Origin of the sequence: Lederbergia panacisoli (assembly GCF_024626525.1) — a bacterium.
In the GTDB taxonomy this organism is placed as follows: Bacteria; Bacillota; Bacilli; order Bacillales; family Bacillaceae_C; genus Lederbergia; species Lederbergia panacisoli.
Map to the genome: position 1 here is coordinate 24,013 of NZ_JANJGU010000015.1, position 17,276 is coordinate 41,288.

Annotated in this window: 21 protein-coding genes and 1 pseudogene; 2 read left to right on the top strand and 20 right to left on the bottom strand. The window is 39.6% G+C overall.

The window, feature by feature from the left end; translation table 11 throughout:
• Window positions 1-221 precede the first annotated feature (221 nt).
• The 4 genes and pseudogenes from NQ185_RS16365 to NQ185_RS20385 all read right to left on the bottom strand — a co-directional run bounded on the left by NQ185_RS16365 (window position 222) and on the right by NQ185_RS20385 (window position 3,327).
• Window positions 222-518 carry a YwrJ family protein gene (locus NQ185_RS16365; protein ID WP_506323687.1) on the bottom strand — a complete coding sequence of 99 codons (297 nt, stop codon included), beginning with the start codon at window positions 516-518 and terminating at the stop codon, window positions 222-224.
• Window positions 463-606: pseudogene (locus NQ185_RS16370) on the bottom strand (nitrite reductase); the annotation flags it as partial. The gene NQ185_RS16365 and the pseudogene NQ185_RS16370, both read right to left, overlap by 56 nt.
• Window positions 607-707: 101 nt before the next feature.
• Complete coding sequence (locus tag NQ185_RS16375; RefSeq protein WP_257583094.1) at window positions 708-3,143, bottom strand: heavy metal translocating P-type ATPase; 2,436 nt, start codon at window positions 3,141-3,143, stop codon at window positions 708-710.
• Between the two features lie 70 nt (window positions 3,144-3,213).
• Window positions 3,214-3,327: a hypothetical protein gene (locus tag NQ185_RS20385; protein ID WP_373370824.1), complete on the bottom strand. Its 114-nt coding sequence runs from the start codon at window positions 3,325-3,327 to the stop codon at window positions 3,214-3,216.
• Window positions 3,328-4,247: 920 nt separating this feature from the next.
• On the opposite strand from NQ185_RS20385, the gene NQ185_RS16385 reads away from it, so the two are divergent.
• Together NQ185_RS16385 and NQ185_RS16390 are read left to right on the top strand one after the other, a co-directional pair.
• A complete protein-coding gene (locus NQ185_RS16385; protein WP_257583095.1) occupies window positions 4,248-4,964 on the top strand; it encodes a ferredoxin reductase domain-containing protein in 717 nt (238 codons plus the stop codon).
• 372 nt (window positions 4,965-5,336) lie between these two features.
• A complete protein-coding gene (locus tag NQ185_RS16390; protein ID WP_257583096.1) occupies window positions 5,337-5,567 on the top strand; it encodes a hypothetical protein in 231 nt (76 codons plus the stop codon).
• A gap of 985 nt (window positions 5,568-6,552) precedes the next feature.
• Here the strand turns inward: NQ185_RS16390 and rpsI are convergent.
• The 16 genes from rpsI to secY all read right to left on the bottom strand — a co-directional run bounded on the left by rpsI (window position 6,553) and on the right by secY (window position 17,276).
• The gene (gene rpsI, locus NQ185_RS16395) at window positions 6,553-6,945 is read right to left on the bottom strand and encodes a 30S ribosomal protein S9 (protein ID WP_213131512.1); all 393 of its coding nucleotides are present in this window, start codon (window positions 6,943-6,945) and stop codon (window positions 6,553-6,555) included.
• A 20-nt stretch (window positions 6,946-6,965) separates the two neighbouring features.
• Window positions 6,966-7,403 carry a 50S ribosomal protein L13 gene (gene rplM / locus NQ185_RS16400; RefSeq protein WP_257583097.1) on the bottom strand — a complete coding sequence of 146 codons (438 nt, stop codon included), beginning with the start codon at window positions 7,401-7,403 and terminating at the stop codon, window positions 6,966-6,968.
• A 510-nt stretch (window positions 7,404-7,913) separates the two neighbouring features.
• The gene (truA, locus tag NQ185_RS16405) at window positions 7,914-8,651 is read right to left on the bottom strand and encodes a tRNA pseudouridine(38-40) synthase TruA (protein ID WP_257583098.1); all 738 of its coding nucleotides are present in this window, start codon (window positions 8,649-8,651) and stop codon (window positions 7,914-7,916) included.
• 15 nt (window positions 8,652-8,666) lie between these two features.
• Window positions 8,667-9,464, bottom strand: coding sequence for an energy-coupling factor transporter transmembrane component T family protein (locus NQ185_RS16410; protein ID WP_257583099.1), 798 nt, complete (start codon window positions 9,462-9,464; stop codon window positions 8,667-8,669).
• Window positions 9,461-10,330 (bottom strand): energy-coupling factor ABC transporter ATP-binding protein, encoded by an 870-nt coding sequence (locus NQ185_RS16415; RefSeq protein WP_257583100.1) that lies wholly within the window; start codon window positions 10,328-10,330, stop codon window positions 9,461-9,463. The genes NQ185_RS16410 and NQ185_RS16415 overlap by 4 nt, the downstream gene beginning before the upstream one ends.
• Window positions 10,306-11,148 (bottom strand): energy-coupling factor ABC transporter ATP-binding protein, encoded by an 843-nt coding sequence (locus NQ185_RS16420; RefSeq protein WP_257583101.1) that lies wholly within the window; start codon window positions 11,146-11,148, stop codon window positions 10,306-10,308. Before NQ185_RS16420 ends, NQ185_RS16415 begins: the two co-directional genes overlap by 25 nt.
• Before the next feature lie 322 nt (window positions 11,149-11,470).
• The gene (gene rplQ / locus NQ185_RS16425; protein WP_257583102.1) at window positions 11,471-11,833 is read right to left on the bottom strand and encodes a 50S ribosomal protein L17; all 363 of its coding nucleotides are present in this window, start codon (window positions 11,831-11,833) and stop codon (window positions 11,471-11,473) included.
• 76 nt (window positions 11,834-11,909) lie between these two features.
• Window positions 11,910-12,854: a DNA-directed RNA polymerase subunit alpha gene (locus NQ185_RS16430; RefSeq protein ID WP_257583107.1), complete on the bottom strand. Its 945-nt coding sequence runs from the start codon at window positions 12,852-12,854 to the stop codon at window positions 11,910-11,912.
• Window positions 12,855-13,023: 169 nt separating this feature from the next.
• A complete protein-coding gene (rpsK, locus tag NQ185_RS16435) occupies window positions 13,024-13,413 on the bottom strand; it encodes a 30S ribosomal protein S11 (protein ID WP_257583109.1) in 390 nt (129 codons plus the stop codon).
• Between the two features lie 25 nt (window positions 13,414-13,438).
• Window positions 13,439-13,804, bottom strand: coding sequence for a 30S ribosomal protein S13 (gene rpsM / locus NQ185_RS16440; protein ID WP_257583110.1), 366 nt, complete (start codon window positions 13,802-13,804; stop codon window positions 13,439-13,441).
• An 18-nt stretch (window positions 13,805-13,822) separates the two neighbouring features.
• Window positions 13,823-13,936 carry a 50S ribosomal protein L36 gene (rpmJ, locus tag NQ185_RS16445; RefSeq protein ID WP_213112031.1) on the bottom strand — a complete coding sequence of 38 codons (114 nt, stop codon included), beginning with the start codon at window positions 13,934-13,936 and terminating at the stop codon, window positions 13,823-13,825.
• Between the two features lie 39 nt (window positions 13,937-13,975).
• The gene (gene infA, locus NQ185_RS16450) at window positions 13,976-14,194 is read right to left on the bottom strand and encodes a translation initiation factor IF-1 (RefSeq protein ID WP_207521113.1); all 219 of its coding nucleotides are present in this window, start codon (window positions 14,192-14,194) and stop codon (window positions 13,976-13,978) included.
• Complete coding sequence (locus NQ185_RS16455; RefSeq protein WP_257583112.1) at window positions 14,172-14,507, bottom strand: KOW domain-containing RNA-binding protein; 336 nt, start codon at window positions 14,505-14,507, stop codon at window positions 14,172-14,174. The genes infA and NQ185_RS16455 overlap by 23 nt, the downstream gene beginning before the upstream one ends.
• A 15-nt stretch (window positions 14,508-14,522) precedes the next feature.
• Window positions 14,523-15,269 carry a type I methionyl aminopeptidase gene (gene map, locus NQ185_RS16460; RefSeq protein ID WP_257583113.1) on the bottom strand — a complete coding sequence of 249 codons (747 nt, stop codon included), beginning with the start codon at window positions 15,267-15,269 and terminating at the stop codon, window positions 14,523-14,525.
• Window positions 15,269-15,919 (bottom strand): adenylate kinase, encoded by a 651-nt coding sequence (locus tag NQ185_RS16465; RefSeq protein WP_257583114.1) that lies wholly within the window; start codon window positions 15,917-15,919, stop codon window positions 15,269-15,271. Before NQ185_RS16465 ends, map begins: the two co-directional genes overlap by 1 nt.
• A gap of 64 nt (window positions 15,920-15,983) precedes the next feature.
• Window positions 15,984-17,276 carry a preprotein translocase subunit SecY gene (gene secY / locus NQ185_RS16470; RefSeq protein ID WP_257583115.1) on the bottom strand — a complete coding sequence of 431 codons (1,293 nt, stop codon included), beginning with the start codon at window positions 17,274-17,276 and terminating at the stop codon, window positions 15,984-15,986.

Here is a 17,276-nt window from a genome sequence, read left to right on the forward strand (position 1 = left end):
CATTACCGTTTATATATCATTTTACAGCTTGTATTTTCTCTTCTCCCGTATATCTGACCATAAGAAAAGCACCTCCAATTGTTAGATGGTGTCTAACAATTGGGGTGCAGTTCATTTCTGGACAGTTTTTATTTATTACGCTTTATTTTATTGTTCGACATAAGCATTCATCAGATAAGTGATTGAGAAGCTCCGTTTTTAGAATCCTTAGTTATTAGAAGTTACACTTGGTGCATCGTTTTAATATGGTCAATATTTAGATAAAAGGGATGTGTTCTTGCTGTTTGAATTTCTACAATTTGTTCTTCTACTTTAGTGACTTTTCCTATATCGTTATTATCTTTACCGATATTAAACACAACAATTTCATTTATAGATTTTTCAATCTGAACCTCAAAAGTTCTTGCTAGTAAAACATTAGTAGATTGTGTAGGAAAATTACGGTTATCCAGATTGTATGGAAGTACCAATTTGCGCATCCTTTTCTTTTGCTTTTCCACCAATATATAATTCAACATACCCGTGCCTTACTTTCATTACGCCAATATCATTTACCAGGGGTTCACCACAACCAACCGGACATCCTGTATGTGCTGCACGAAGCGTAATCCATACTCCCATCCTGCTAATCTATTTTAATTAAATAGTCAAAAGGTCTACCCAAGTAAACGGCGCTTACGCCGTTTACTCGGAAGTTACCATTCGTATTATTTTTCTAATTTCACTCTTTGTAAACGTAATGCGTTCAACACAACCGACACAGAACTAAATGCCATCGCTGCTCCTGCCACCCACGGTGCAAGGAATCCTGCTGCTGCAATTGGAATTCCAATCGTATTATAACCAAATGCCCAGAATAAATTTTGCTTAATATTCCGCATCGTTTTGCGACTCATTAAAATAGCATCGGCAATACTATTTAAGTCCCCTCGAATCAAAGTGATATCCGCAGCTTCCATGGCAACATCTGTACCTGTACCTATGGCCATACCGATATTAGCTGTGGCAAGTGCGGGTGCATCATTAATACCATCACCAACCATTGCCACTTTATAGCCCTCTTGTTGCAGTTTTTTCACTTCATCTGCTTTCCCTTCAGGAAGCACTTCCGCAATAACGGCATCAACGCCTACCTCTTTACCAATTGCTTGGGCTGTACGTTCATTATCACCTGTCATCATGATCACTTTGATGCCCATTTCTTTTAATCGGTGTACAGCTTCACGAGAGGTATCTTTAATCGTATCTGCTACTGCAACTAGCCCTGCATATTGACCATTAATTCCAGCTAACATCGCTGTTTTTCCATTTCGCTCTAATTCTTCCATCTTAGGGAGAACAGATTGTATATCGATCCCATATTGTTGCATGAGTTTCCGTGTTCCAATGACAACTCCTTGACCTGACACCGTCGCTTGCACTCCGAAACCAGGAATTGCTTCAAAAAATTGAACATTTCTAAGTTCAATACCTTTATCTTCTATACCTTCAACGATTGCCTGTGCCAGTGGATGCTCTGATTGTTTTTCTGCTGCCCTAATGAGTGATAAAAAGTTCACTTCATCTTGACCATCCGCTGTTAAAACATCCGTTAATACAGGCTTGCCATGTGTGACAGTACCTGTTTTATCGATTACTACTGTGTCAATACCTTGTGTTTGTTCTAAATGCTCGCCACCTTTGAACAAAATACCAAATTCGGCAGCACGACCCGAACCGGCCATAATCGAAGTCGGTGTTGCTAAACCAAGTGCACATGGACAAGCAATGACAAGTACTGCAATTAACACTTCAAGTGCTGGTGTAAATTCACCCGGCTGAACCCAAATGATCCATACTAAGAATGTAAGGACAGCAATCCCTACTACAATTGGAACAAAAATACCTGAAATTTGGTCAGCCAAACGCTGAATTGGTGCTTTTGAACCTTGTGCATCTTCTACTACTCTTATGATTTGGGCTAACGCTGTGTAGCGCCCAACTTTTGTCGTTTTCATTTTGATGAAACCATTTTTATTAATCGTTGAGCCGTATACTACATCACCTGCATTCTTATCCACTGGTAAACTTTCACCTGTTAACATGGATTCATCAACAGCTGTTGTTCCTTCTACTACTTCACCATCAACTGGAATTTTTTCACCCGGCTTCACTAAAATAGTGTCACCTATTACTACTTCTTCTAATGGTACTTCCTTTTCAACTCCATCACGTACAACGATGGCTGTTTTTGCCTGAAGTCCCATTAATTTTTTGATTGCTTCAGATGAACGTCCCTTTGCTCTTGCTTCAAATAATTTACCTAAAACAATCAGTGTAATCAGTACTGCACTTGTTTCAAAATACAGGTGTGGAGCATGATTTGTACCAGCTGTTACAATTGCTTGATAAACACTATAAAAATAGGCCGCGGAAGTACCCATGACAACGAGTACATCCATGTTTGCGCCGCCATTGCGAAGTGTTTTATAGGCACCTACATAAAACTGCTTCCCTATAATAAATTGTACCGGTGCAGCTAAGATCATTTGTATCCATGGATTCATTAAGATCTCTGGTACATATAAAAATGATGTAAAGGAAAAGTGTCCAACCATCGTCCATAATAATGGTAATGATAAGATCACGGATACTATAAATTTACGTTGCTGATCTTTTATTGCCTTTTCGCGGTGGTCTACCTGAGCTCTATCCTCTTGTTTTTGGTGTGCACCGTAACCGAATTTTTCAACCTTTGCAATAATATCTGCAATGGTTACTTCTGAAGGATTAAATTCAATTGTTGCTTTTTCAAGTGCTAAATTAACGGTTGCGCTCGCAACACCTTCCATCTTATTTAAGCCTTTTTCAATACGTGTCGAACACGCTGCACAAGTCATGCCTGTAATATCGAATTCTGCTTTTTGTTTCACAACACCGTAGCCTAATGCTTCAATTTTCTTTTCAAAATCTGCTTCACTCAGCTTTGATGGGTCATATTTAATCGTTGACTTCTCAAGTGCTAGGTTAACGGATGCCCGTTCAACACCTTCCATTTTATTTAACCCTTTTTCAATACGTGTCGAACACGCTGCACAAGTCATACCTGTAATTTGAATGCTCGCTTCTATTACTTTACTAGCTTCTGCTGTTGCGGTACTCATGATCAATTACCTCCCTATACCTATTAGGGGTATATTTTTATGGAAATGAAAGAGTGCTATGGAAGCACTCTTACTCTACGTCATATCCTTGATCTTCAATTGTATCTTTAATTTGCTCAAGGGACACTTGGGATTCGTTAAAAGATACTTCAACCAAAGCTTCGTCTAATTTTACATTTACCAAATTAACACCATCTAATTGACCCACCCTTCACACAATGTCCACAAGACATTCTTTGTACGTTCAAAACTACATTATCCATGTTTTCTCTCTCCTTTAAATGATATACTTTTTTGGTTACTATACACCGTATGGGTATATAAAATATAAAAAATAATTAATTTTTAATTAGCTTTTGAATTGTCACCAATATATTAGACTTAACATCTCCAGTATGGCAAGCAACATCTTTCACTATGTTTTCCATAAGCTAACTTCCTATCTTAATTACATCTTACCATACCCATGTAGGGTATGTAAATTAAATGTTTTATTTCTTAATAATTATTTAAAGCTTAAGCGAATTGAAAAGAATGTTCCTAGTTTTCGGTTAGGATTCCCATAGAGCGTAAAAATATGGTCTCTTTTCGACCTTCCATAAGATAATCTTTTGTCGTGTACATATCCTCTTAATTCATTCTTTCTTTACCAAACCTTGACTCCACTATTCAACATTTCCTTCCCACTCTAACCTTCCATCAACTACATTCGATGCGTTATAACCCCTTTGCATTAATTGCTCACAAACGCTATCACTTCTCGCGTACCATCATATATAATGCTCGTTGTGATCAAGCTCATATAAACATCTGCTGAGTTCTTCTAATTGGATATGTTTGGCTCTAATAATTTTCCCTTCTGCAATTTCACGAACCTTATATACCTTCTCCCTCTACGAGCATAAATTCCCAGCAAAATAGACAGCGCCATAAGACTGGCTGAGCCATTTAAAAATATGAACAATTCAGGCTCAAAGAACCCCCTGAATTATCAATAAATTCATGTAAATTGTCTGAAATAAATTAGTATTTAATTGAGAATCGTTATCATTTATAGTATATTAGATAGTAACGATAAATTTAATTGCGTCAGGAGAATGTATAATGCAAATATACTGGACTAAAATAAACAAAATTATTGAAGAAACGCCTGAGATTAAAACGTACCTGCTCGACTGTCCGGGAGGCTTTACATGGGAAGAAGGTGCCCACACCCATTTCGCACTAAAGGGTTTTAATGCTGGAGATAAGCCAAACCGCAGTCTGATTCGCCATATGTCAATCTCTACTTTGCCTTACGAAAATTCAATCGGTATTACCACACGCATCAGAGAACAATGCTCCGAGTTTAAAGCGATTTTAAGGAATCTTGAAGTCGGCAATGAAGTTGCACTTTTTAAAACTCATTCGAATGTACCGCTTAAAAGGGAAGGGAAAAATGTTTATCTGCTGTCATCAGGTGTTGGCCTTGCAACTTTAAGACCGCTTGTGCTTGACTATTTCGAACGCGCTGACAACGTCAATCAAATTCATTCCCTGAACATCGATTCATCACAAAACTTCTTATTCACTAATATTTTTGAATCCGCTCCTGACAAGAAATTCACATCACAGTTCGTCGATAACCGTAAAGACTACTACGAAGAAGTAAAAAGTCTTGCTGCAGACAAGGATGGACTCTTCTATGTTGTCGGCAGCGACGAGTTCCTCGTGCAGAATATTGAAATACTGCGTGAGCAGGGCATCAGACCAGAACAGATTATGCTCGACAAGCATGAACGACAACTACCTGAGTTTTTATCATTTGATTTGTCAATTTAAGAGAGATAAACTATTTACTTCGTAAATACTAAATAGATGTTCTATAACGTACATGATTTGACAGGTCCAGAATGATTCATATTTTTTATTAAAAATGTATAGTACTTTACAGAGAATGACCTCGTTTTGATCAATTTTTTTCAAAACGAAGTCATTTTATTTACCGTAAAATATGGGGTGCGATGTATTACTATTGAAATTCTTTGACAAGAATCTCGATTCAAAAATAAAGGTACTAATGTTAATATGGAAATATAAAGAATTGGTATTAAACAAACGGGCCACTTAACGGAATAAAAGACTAAATTTCAATTACAACATAATTTAGAAAAACCGGGGTAGAAAGTAACCTATAAGAAATGGGGTATTAAAATGAATTTGTTACTTTGGATAACGGTTGGTTTTATCGTAATAGGACTTTTTGTCCTTATGTCACTGAAAAAAAGCATGGAGGAAAGAGTTGCTTTAGCAATAGAAAACAAGGACGGTGTGGAAGGCAAACAGACATCAACTAAACCCGTTGTTTGGTGGATAGTAGGAGCCACGGCGTGGGGATTAGTAAGTATGTTATTAATCGTGTGGTCATTTTCTGTTTATGTATAATGCATTGTAAATAGGCTGAGGCTAAATAATTCATTTTTGTGATAGTCCATATTTAAACAAACTGGCGCGATTGCGGAATAAGAAAACAACTTATATCATTAAAAGCATAGAACCCATTGTGCTATTTTAACCTTCAATCCTATAATAATAAAGACTTTCTGGGGACCGACTTCCAGCTACTATATCACATTTCTCAATCCTTTTTCAAACGCTTCGCTATTTTCAATTTCTTGTTGAAGAAAACACATTCTCGCATATGAAGTGCTTCTTACAATAAAAACATCATTACATGATGCATTTGCTCGTGGCTATTTTGCAAATGATTTTGCTCGTTTAGTAAAAACACGTGAATAAAACCCACCTAAATGAAATAAGGCTTTGTCTATCACTGACTTTAAAAGGCTTCGCAACTACCTTTTACAGCATCAGAGGACGAATTTAACCTGCTTGTACTAATCGCATTAGAAACGGGTATGCGACGGGGGGAACTATTGTCAATACGAACAGAAAGCCTTTTTGAATACTGAATAGAGGTTAGATATTCAATCAGTCCAACTTCGGTTTCGCAATCCACATTATAGCCCACTTGCTGATTCGCGGCCAAAGACCATTGGTTCGGCCGATAAAATAGCACTAGTTAAGATCAGCCTCGTATACATGCCGGGCTTGTCAGAAACTCACCTCGCGTGCCTGGCCGGTCGCCTTCGAAGAGCCACATCACAACTAATAAATCCAGCCAGAATTGCTTGTTTTCACGATGTCGACACCGAAATGCTTTCGGTCGGATGACCCATCACCTGCTTTCCAGTCATTTCGTTATCGTTTGTATAACAATTTATAACTGGAAAGAACCGTAGATATATTTCCTTCCGAAAAATAATGACATTCAATTTACATTCACTAACTTTTCGCCAAGAAAAAACAGGCTATCTCACCATAAATGAGATAGCCTGTAAACGTTGATATTTCAATGTTTTTATAAAGATTAACGCTTTGAGAACTGTGGTGCACGACGTGCGCCTTTAAGACCGTATTTTTTACGTTCTTTCATACGTGGGTCACGAGTTAGTAAACCTGCACGCTTAAGAGTTCCACGGTATTCAGGATCTGCTTCAAGCAATGCACGAGCGATTCCGTGACGGATAGCTCCTGCTTGACCTGTATAACCGCCGCCTTTTACAGAAACAAGTACGTTGTAGTTTCCTACTGTTTCAGTTGCTGCAAGTGGCTGTTTAATGACTTCGCGTAAAGCCGCGAATGGAATATAGTCTTCTACTTCACGATCGTTAATAATGATACGGCCTTCGCCTGGTACTAAACGTACGCGGGCAACAGAGCTCTTACGGCGACCTGTACCATAGTATTGAACTTGTGCCAATATAATGCCCTCCCTTTAATTTACCCGCGAAGCTCGTATACTTCCGGTTTTTGCGCTTGGTGTGGATGTTCTGCACCAGCATAAACGTGTAATTTTTTACCCATTTGACGTCCTAAAGATCCCTTAGGAAGCATGCCTTTGATTGCAAGCTCAAGCATTTTTGTTGGATACTTAGCACGCATTTCTCCAGCAGTTCTAGTTTTCAAGCCGCCTGCAAATCCTGAATGGCGGTAATAGATTTTGTCAGATAGTTTCTTACCAGTTAATTCGATTTTATCAGCGTTAATAAGAATTACGTGATCGCCAGTATCAACATGTGGCGTGAAAGTTGGTTTATGTTTACCGCGCAAAATGGACGCTACTTCTGATGCAAGACGGCCAAGAGTTTTGCCTTCAGCGTCTACAACGTACCATTTACGTTCGATTTCACTGGCTTTAGCCATATACGTAGTACGCATTTGTTACCCTCCCAAATATAAAAAAATTCCAAGTTCGTATTTATTTCAATCACAATAAGTTTCCGGGGCTTATCGTGGGGTTAAAAACAATACCATAGGATATGATATCGTTTTTGGCAAGCAAAGTCAAGAAATATTTGAACACCAGGTGAAGTTGTTTAAAGAAAAAATTCACCAATGATCAATCTTGCTTCGAATTTCAACAATGAATGCTTGAAATTCATCAAATAAAGCTCCAATTTCAGCAATTATTATTAAACCATCATCAATCATGTTTCAGATCTCACCAATTATCACCGAAAAGTTAACAATTACAGCAAAATCTTTCTCCAGTTGCGATTTTACCCCAAATCAAAAGGAAATTGGGGATTTGAGTCATTAAGCGACTGGGATTCAGCGGCGAACTACCTCAATGATATATTCACCTTTTCTTCTATTTATCCAGCCTTTGCCAAGCGCAATCACAATTTCAACATTACTCCTAGATGAAAGTAGAAGCCCCTAAAAAACTCAGTAATAAACCTCCCACAAATACAAACCTTCAGCGGGTGCAGTCTTACCTGCGAGGATACGATCTCGCCCTGCTAAAATTGCCGGGATGCTATTAAGTTCAATCTTCCCTGACGCAACGCCAAGCAATGTCCCTACCATGATCCGTACCATATTGTACAGAAAGCCATTGCCGGTAAAGGTAAAAACAATTTCGTCAGCGTTTTGTTCAATTTCAATAGAGGAGACGGTTCTCACTTTATTTTCCTTATTCGTTTTAGCAGAACAGAAGCTTGTATAGTCATGTGTGCCGACTAAGAGTTCAGCCGCTTTCCTCAATTTGTCAATATCAATCTTAAAAGGATGAAAAGCAGCGTAATGGCGCTTGAACGGATCACGAACGGAACCTGTGTACACAACGTATTTATACATCTTTCCAGTAGCATCAAATCGCGCGTGGAAACCCGGGGCAACAGATACCACTTTCATAACCGAAACATCCCCCGGCAATAGCCCATTTAATGCATTGACCCAGCGCTCTGATGGCAGCTGCAATGCTGAATCAAAATGGATGACTTGACCTTTCGCATGTACCCCTGCATCCGTACGACCAGAAGCAACGACACTAACTGCATTTCCCTTATGCATTTTTCTAAGTGCCTTTTCGAGCTCTTCTTGAACTGTTCTTCCATTCAGCTGGATTTGATACCCGGAAAAACCCGATCCGTCGTACGCGACAATCCCTTTATATCGTTGCATGTTTTTCAATCCTTCTCAAGATCTTAAAAAGATCAGTATGACTGTTAATAGGATCAAGGTGCCTGCTGCTGTTGTGTCAGGAGCACCCCAAGTTAAAAGACGGTATTTTGTACGTCCTTCACCACCGCGATATCCCCTAGCTTCCATTGCTGTTGCCAGCTCTTCTGCTCGTTTAAACGCACTGACAAAAAGCGGAATAAGCAACGGAATGACGGCTTTTATCCTCTCCTTGAATGGTCCTCCTGTAAAATCGACGCCTCTTGCCATTTGTGCTTTCATAATTTTATCGGTTTCATCCATCAAGGTTGGGATAAATCGTAAGGAAATGGACATCATTAGCGCTAGTTCGTGGACAGGGAATCTTACCTTTTTTAACGGATTCAACAAGCTTTCAATCCCGTCAGTCAATGTTATTGGCGTAGTTGTTAATGTTAATAAGGATGTAACAAAAACAAGTAAAGTAAACCTTAGAGATATAAATACTGCTAGTCGTAGACCTTCTTCATAAATATTGAGGAAACCTAATGAGAAAATGACATTTCCTTCTTTATTGAAAAAAATCTGCAGGAAAAAGGTGAATATGACGAGAATAAGGACTGGTTTCAAACCATTAATCAAAAACTTGATATTGATATTTGCCATTAGAATAATCAGGCCAACAAATAGTACGAGTACACCATACGTATAAATATTATTTGCTAGAAAAATAATACAAATAAAGCCGAAAACAAATAATAGCTTTGCACGTGGATCGAGGCGGTGGAGTACTGAATTCCCTGGTATATAGCGGCCAAAAATCATTTTCTCCATCATAGCGAATCACCTCGCTCTTGCATTTCTTTTAATGCTTCAGAAAGTTCTTCAATGGTTAAGCAGGTTTTTCCTACTTTTCTATTCATCTTTCGTTCAAGCATATATTGAAATTTAACCACATCAGGTACATCTAATCCTAGTTCCAATAATTCCTCTGGGTTTGAGAAAATGGTTCGTGGATCAGCCGTCTTTTTTACTTGACCGCGGTGCATGATGACAATCTCATCCGCGTATTTAGCTGCATCTTCCATACTGTGCGTTACTAGTATAGTAGATAAGCCTTTTTGCTTATGGAGTCGATAAAACATGTCCATAATTTCGGTGCGTCCTCTAGGATCTAAACCCGCAGTCGGCTCGTCTAAAACCAGGACTTCAGGTTCCATCGCGAGCACCCCGGCAATCGCCACACGGCGCATTTGACCACCTGACAAGTCAAATGGTGATTTTTGCAGTACCTCTTCGGGAAGTCCAACCTCACCTATTAACTCTCTTGCTCTTCGTTTCGCTTCTTCCTCAGAAACGCCAAAATTCATTGGACCAAAACATATATCTTTCTCAACCGTTTCATCAAAGAGCTGATGCTCCGGAAATTGAAAGACAATCCCTACTTTTTGTCTGATCGGTCTGAGATTTTTTTCTTTTTTCTCTGCATTGATGACACGATCTCCTATACGAACCTGTCCTTTTGTTGGCTTTAACAGTGCATTTAAATGTTGGAGCACCGTAGATTTCCCAGAACCAGTATGACCAATGAGAGACAAAAAAGTTCCATGAGGAATTGATATATTAACATCGTGAATGGCGAGCCGTTCAAACGGAGTATTAATCTGGTACTTGTATTCTACTTGCTGAAGTGTAATGTCCATAACTCATTCACCAACTCTGCATCTGTCAAATAGTTTCTTGGTACCTCAAAGCCTTTTTCTCGCAAAGCTTTAACCATCTTAATTGGAAAGGGAATGTCGAGTCCAAGTTGAATCAATTCTTCTTCCAGAAGGAAAATCTCATCCGGAATCCCCTCTGAATAGACAGTCCCTTTATTCATTACCACAATTCGATCAGCCTGTGCGGCCTCTTCCAAATCGTGTGTGATAGAAATAACTGTTAAGCCTTGTTCATCCTTCAATTCCCTTACAGTCTTAATGACTTCTTCACGCCCTAAAGGATCAAGCATGGATGTTGCTTCATCAAGAATGATTACTTTTGGCTGAAGTGCTATAACTCCTGCAATGGCAACCCTTTGCTTTTGACCACCAGATAGATGGTGTGGCTCTTGGTCAAGAAAATCAATCATCGAAACATGTTCCAGAGCTTTTTTTACTCGTACTAACATTTCTTCATGTGGGACTCCATTGTTCTCTAACCCAAAAGCCACATCATCTTGGACTGTTGCGCCTACAAATTGATTATCGGGGCTTTGAAAAACCATTCCTACCAATTTGCGAATATCCCAAACCGAATCTATAGATAGTTCTATACCATCAACTAACACGCTTCCGCTCTCAGGAAATTGCAGACCATTTAAAATTTTTGCCAATGTGGATTTGCCTGACCCATTATGGCCGACAATCGCTAACCATTCACCTTCTGCTACCGATATAGATACATCGTTCAAGGCATATGATACCTGTCCCTCGTATTTAAATGAAACGTCATTTATAGAAATAACGGGTGATGAAGCCATGTCCTTACTCCTCTCAGCTCTAACTCAGCTAATCCTAAAAAAGTTCTATAAATAGAAAAAAAGCCTGCACCTCACTCCATGAAACCGCTATAACAGTTTCCAATCCTAGGATTGATTCAGAATAAGGGGAGGAGGCGCATTGAGCTAGACAGGGTCACCTAATTGAAAAGTGCAGGCAGTTTTCTTTGGAAAATAGAACTTAAGTGCCTATCGTAACGCTCTTTTTAGCTTTATCATTCTACGTTTATCAAAATTGCAGCGCTTTCGCTATCTATTAAAAGGGCAAGATCTTAGCGCCCTGCCCTTTCAGTGAAAGAAAGTATTATACTAATTCAATAACAACCATTGGTGCACCGTCACCGCGACGAGGTCCAAGCTTCATGATACGAGTGTATCCACCTTGGCGCTCTGCATAACGTGGAGCGATGTCAGCAAATAGTTTTTGAACGGCATCTTGGTTTGTTTCAGCATTAGCTACTTCGTGGCGGACGAATGCTGCTGCTTGACGTCGTGCATGCAAGTCACCACGTTTTCCAAGAGTGATCATTTTTTCTACAACTGAGCGAAGTTCTTTCGCGCGCGCTTCAGTTGTTTCAATACGTTCGCTAATAATTAAATCTGTCGTTAAATCACGAAGCATCGCTTTACGTTGAGAGCTCGTACGTCCTAGTTTTCTATAACCCATCGAGTTTCCCTCCTTCGTTGATAATATTTATATACGTTCAAACAATATAGAGGTTGATTAACCTTTAATTAGGAGGTCAGTCGTCTTTACGAAGGCCGAGGCCAAGATCTTCTAATTTGGCTTTTACTTCTTCCAACGATTTTCTTCCTAAGTTACGAACTTTCATCATATCTTCTTCTGTCTTATTAGCCAGTTCTTGAACCGTATTGATTCCAGCGCGCTTTAAGCAGTTATAAGAACGGACGGAAAGATCGAGTTCTTCAATAGTCATTTCTAGAACTTTTTCCTTCTGATCTTCTTCTTTTTCCACCATAATTTCAGCATGCTGAGCTTCATCCGTTAATCCAACGAAGATATTCAGATGTTCAGTTAAAATTTTTGCACCTAAAGAAATAGCTTCCTTCGGTCCGATGCTTCCATCTGTCCATACATCCAGTGAAAGCTTGTCATAGTTAGTCATTTGTCCAACACGTGTATTTTCAACTTGATAGTTGACACGTGATACCGGAGTATAGATTGAATCAATTGGAATGACACCGATTGGCAGGTCATCTCTTTTATTTAGATCAGCTGGTGTATATCCGCGGCCTCGTCTAGCATTCATGCGTAAACGGAAATTAGCATTCTCGCTTAATGTCGCAATGTGCAAGTCAGGATTAAGAATTTCCACATCGCTGTCATGCATAATATCAGACGCTTTTACTACACCTTCACCTTGTACATCGATTTCTAAAGTCTTTTCCTCGTCAGAATATACTTTCAAAGCTAGTTTCTTTATATTAAGGATGATAGAGGTAACATCTTCGACAACACCCTCTATTGTAGAAAATTCATGTTGTACACCTTCAACTTGAATAGATGTAACAGCAGCACCAGGAAGAGATGATAATAGGATACGACGTAAGGAGTTACCCAAAGTAGTACCATATCCACGCTCAAGTGGTTCTATAACGAACTTTCCATATTTAGCATCATCGCTGATCTCAATCGTTTCAATTTTCGGCTTTTCCATTTCGATCATTCAAATATACCCTCCTTCAAAACGTCGAAATCTCGGAGTGTATTTTCCCGAAATTCCCCTTGTTACATTCCCATTTGTGCAACAACTGGATGAAGAATTGATTCCTTACGAGCATAAATTGCATATTCTCCCATTATAGCCAAAGAATATTTACTTTATACAAGAATCATTATACACGACGACGTTTTGGCGGACGGCATCCGTTATGTGGAACAGGAGTAACGTCTCTAATTGCAGTAACTTCAAGTCCTGCAGCTTGCAAAGCGCGGATAGCAGCTTCACGACCTGCACCAGGGCCTTTTACTGTAACTTCAAGAGTTTTCATCCCATGTTCAATAGACGTCTTAGCAGCTGTTTCTGCAGCCATTTGCGCAGCGTATGGTGTAGATTTACGTGAACCTTTAAAACCAAGTGCTCCAGCAGAAGACCAAGAGATAGCATTACCTTGTGAATCAGTGATTGTTACGATTGTATTGTTAAATGTAGAACGAATGTGTGCTATACCAGTGTCGATATTCTTTCTCACACGACGTTTACGAGTATTAGTTTTACGTGCCATGTTAGCAAGTTACCTCCTTTACCAATTATTTTTTCTTACCTGCTACTGTTTTACGAGGGCCTTTACGAGTACGAGCGTTGTTTTTCGTGTTTTGCCCGCGAACAGGAAGACCACGACGATGACGAAGGCCACGGTATGAACCGATTTCCATTAGACGTTTAATGTTTAAGGAAACTTCACGGCGAAGGTCACCTTCAACTTTTAGCTTATCAATGATATCGCGGATTTTTCCGAGCTCTTCATCTGTTAAATCGCGAACGCGTGTATCTTCTGAAACACCAGCCTCAGCAAGTACTTTTGAAGCTGTGTTTTTACCGATTCCATAAATATATGTTAAAGAAATGACTACACGTTTTTCACGTGGAATGTCTACACCAGCAATACGTGCCATAAATAATGCGCACCTCCTTTATCCTTGTTTTTGTTTATGTCTTGGGTTTTCACAAATAACCATTACTTTGCCTTTTCTGCGTATTACTTTACATTTCTCGCAGATTGGCTTTACAGATGGTCTGACTTTCATGTTTTATAACCTCCTTAGTAGTCCGGAGTGCATTATAGTTTATTTAAAACGGTATGTGATTCTTCCGCGTGTCAAATCATACGGAGAAAGTTCCACTGTAACTTTGTCGCCAGGCAGTATACGAATAAAATGCATGCGGATTTTCCCAGATACATGGGCAAGAACCGTATGGCCATTTTCTAATTCTACCTTAAACATTGCGTTTGGCAAAGTGTCAACAACAGTTCCTTCAACTTCAATTACATCTTCTTTCGCCATTCAAGCTATCTCCCTTCTCTAAAACATCCAATTCCTCTTCCACAAATTTACCAAGTGCCCATCTAAGCTTCCCGTTTGTGACTCTACCTGCTTCCATTAAACTGTTTCGAACTTCCGTAGAAACATAGTTGTAACATGTAAGATGTTGGATGTTCTTCTTTTTTGGACTATCGAATTTTCTTCTATCCCCATCCGCAATTAGAACGAACCGTTCATCGATGTGTCGGATAATAACCGCGAATTGTCCTGCGTCCCGGCCCTTATTGATAAGCACAATTTGACCTATACGGGGGGTCGAATCAGACTCATTCAACCAGATCACCTACGCTTAAATTCTTGTTAAAATCTCGTAACCAGTTTCTGTAATGGCTATCGTGTGTTCAAAATGCGCACACCTTTTTCCATCAATTGTAACAACAGTCCAATTATCCGCTAAAGTTCTCACATAACGGCTGCCTGCATTTACCATCGGTTCAATGCAAAGCGCCATTCCGGGTCTTAAACGAGGGCCTTTATTTGGCGGACCGTAGTGAGGAATTTGCGGATCCTCATGTAAATTCTGGCCTATTCCATGTCCGACATATTCACGGACAATTGAAAATCCACCCGCTTCTACATATGATTGAATCGCATAAGATATATTAGAAAGACGTACACCCGGCTTTGCCTCTTCTAAGCCAAGATAGAGAGATTTTTCTGTGACGTCAAGAAGTTTTTTTGTTTCGGCATCGATGTTTCCGACTGGATAGGTCCATGCTGAATCACCATGGTAACCGTTAATTTCGGCTCCAATATCAAGACTGATAATGTCACCGTCTTTTAACACCCGATTCCCTGGGATTCCATGAACGAGTTCCTCATTGACGGACGCACACACGCTGCCGGGAAACCCATTGTAACCTTTGAAAGAAGGAAATGCATCGAAACTTAAAATGAACTTTTCTGCAATCGCATCTAGTTCTTTTGTTGTAATACCTGGCTGAATATGCTTTTGCAGTTCCTGATGAGTCAATGCAACTATTCTGCCAGCTTCTCTCATGATTTCTATTTCACGAGGGGTTTTACAAATAATCATTATATCAAACCTTTAAGCAGTAAATCAATCTTTGAGAACACTTGATCAATATGCTGCTGGCCATTGATATTTTTCAGATAGCCTTTTTCTTCATAAAAATCAAGAAGCGGCTGAGTCTGTTTCATATTGACTTCAAGACGATTTTGGACTGTATCTTCATTATCATCTGGGCGTTGATAAAGTTCACCCGCACAGCGATCACAAACACCTTGTTTAGCTGGTGGATTGAACACAAGATGGTAAGTAGCCCCACAGCTTTTGCAAATGCGGCGACCAGTAAGGCGCTCCATCAGTATGCTTTGATCCACTTGGATGTTAATGACATAATCTATTTTTTTGCCAATTTCAACTAGAATGTTTTCAAGCGCTTCTGCTTGGGCAACCGTTCTAGGAAATCCGTCTAACAGGAAGCCATTAACACAATCGTTTTTATTTAATCGTTCACGAACGATGCCTATGGTAACTTCATCCGGAACGAGTTCACCTTTATCCATAAAGGACTTAGCTTTTAATCCGAGTTCCGTGCCTTCTTTCATGGCAGCGCGAAACATATCTCCTGTAGAAATATGAGGGACCCCATATTTTTCTACAATTTTATCGGCCTGTGTGCCTTTACCAGCACCGGGAAGGCCCATTAGAACTAAATTCATTTGTACCGCCCCCAACATCTAAATGGGTTCAGGAACAATCTGCTTGTTCCTAAATCCATTTCGATTATTTAATGAAGCCTTTATAGTGACGCTTCACCAGCTGGGCTTCCAATTGTTTCATTGTTTCAAGCGCAACCCCTACAACAATCAAAAGGCTCGTTCCACCAATTTGTGCTGATTGAGGCAAGCCTGCAAATTTAATGAAGAAGACAGGTAATATAGAGATGAACGCTAAGAAAAGTGCACCAACGAAGGTTAACCGATATAAAACTCTCGTCAAATACTCTTGGGTGTTTTTTCCTGGTCGAATACCTGGAATATATCCGCCTTGTTTCTTTAAATTTTCAGCTACTTGTTCCGGATTCACTTGAACAAATGCATAGAAATAAGTGAAAGCAATGATGAGTGCAAAATAAATCACCATTCCAATCGGTTTCGTATGATCGAAAATGTATTGAATGGTGCTAGCTACATCACCAGAGCCAAAGAATGTGGTGATCGTCTGTGGAGTCACCATAAATGCACTCGCAAAAATAACTGGAATAACTCCAGCTGCATTTACTCTCATTGGCAAGTGTGTATTATGACCGCCAACCGGGCTGCGTCCATCCATCCGTTTCGCATACTGAATCGGAATTTTTCGCAGTGCCTGCTGTACGAATACAACACCAACTATAATAGCAATAATAGCGAGTATGATGAGCAGCATAATTACGATTCTTAAGAAAAGCTGCTCTCCTGCACCTTGGAACTGCTGAGCGTAAATCTGATTTACTGCGTTTGGAATACCTGCAACAATCCCTGCAAAGATGATAATTGAGATTCCGTTGCCAACACCTTTAGATGTAATTTCTTCCCCAAGCCACATTAGAAATGCAGTACCAGCTGTGAGCACAATGGCAATTATTACATATGTGCCTAAGCTAGGGTTTTTGATGAGCTGCAAGCCTGTCATTCGGTTGAAACCAAATGACATTCCGACTGCTTGAATCAAACCGAGAACAATTGTGAAGTAGCGTGTAAACTGTGCAAGCTTTCGTCTTCCTACTTCACCTTGCTTGGACCATTCAGTGAATTTTGGTACAACATCCATTTGTAAAAGCTGCACGATAATGGATGCTGTAATGTATGGCATGATTCCCATTGCAAAAATGGAGAAATTTTGAAGAGCGCCACCGCCAAATATATTCATGAAACCAAACAAGCTGGCTTGATCTTGCATTTGAAGCACTTTAGCATCTACATTTGGAACAGGTATGAAAGCACCTAAACGAAATACAACTAACATTAACAAGGTGAATAGAATTTTCCTTCTAATGTCACCTACGCGCATAAAATTGGAGATTGTCTGAAACAT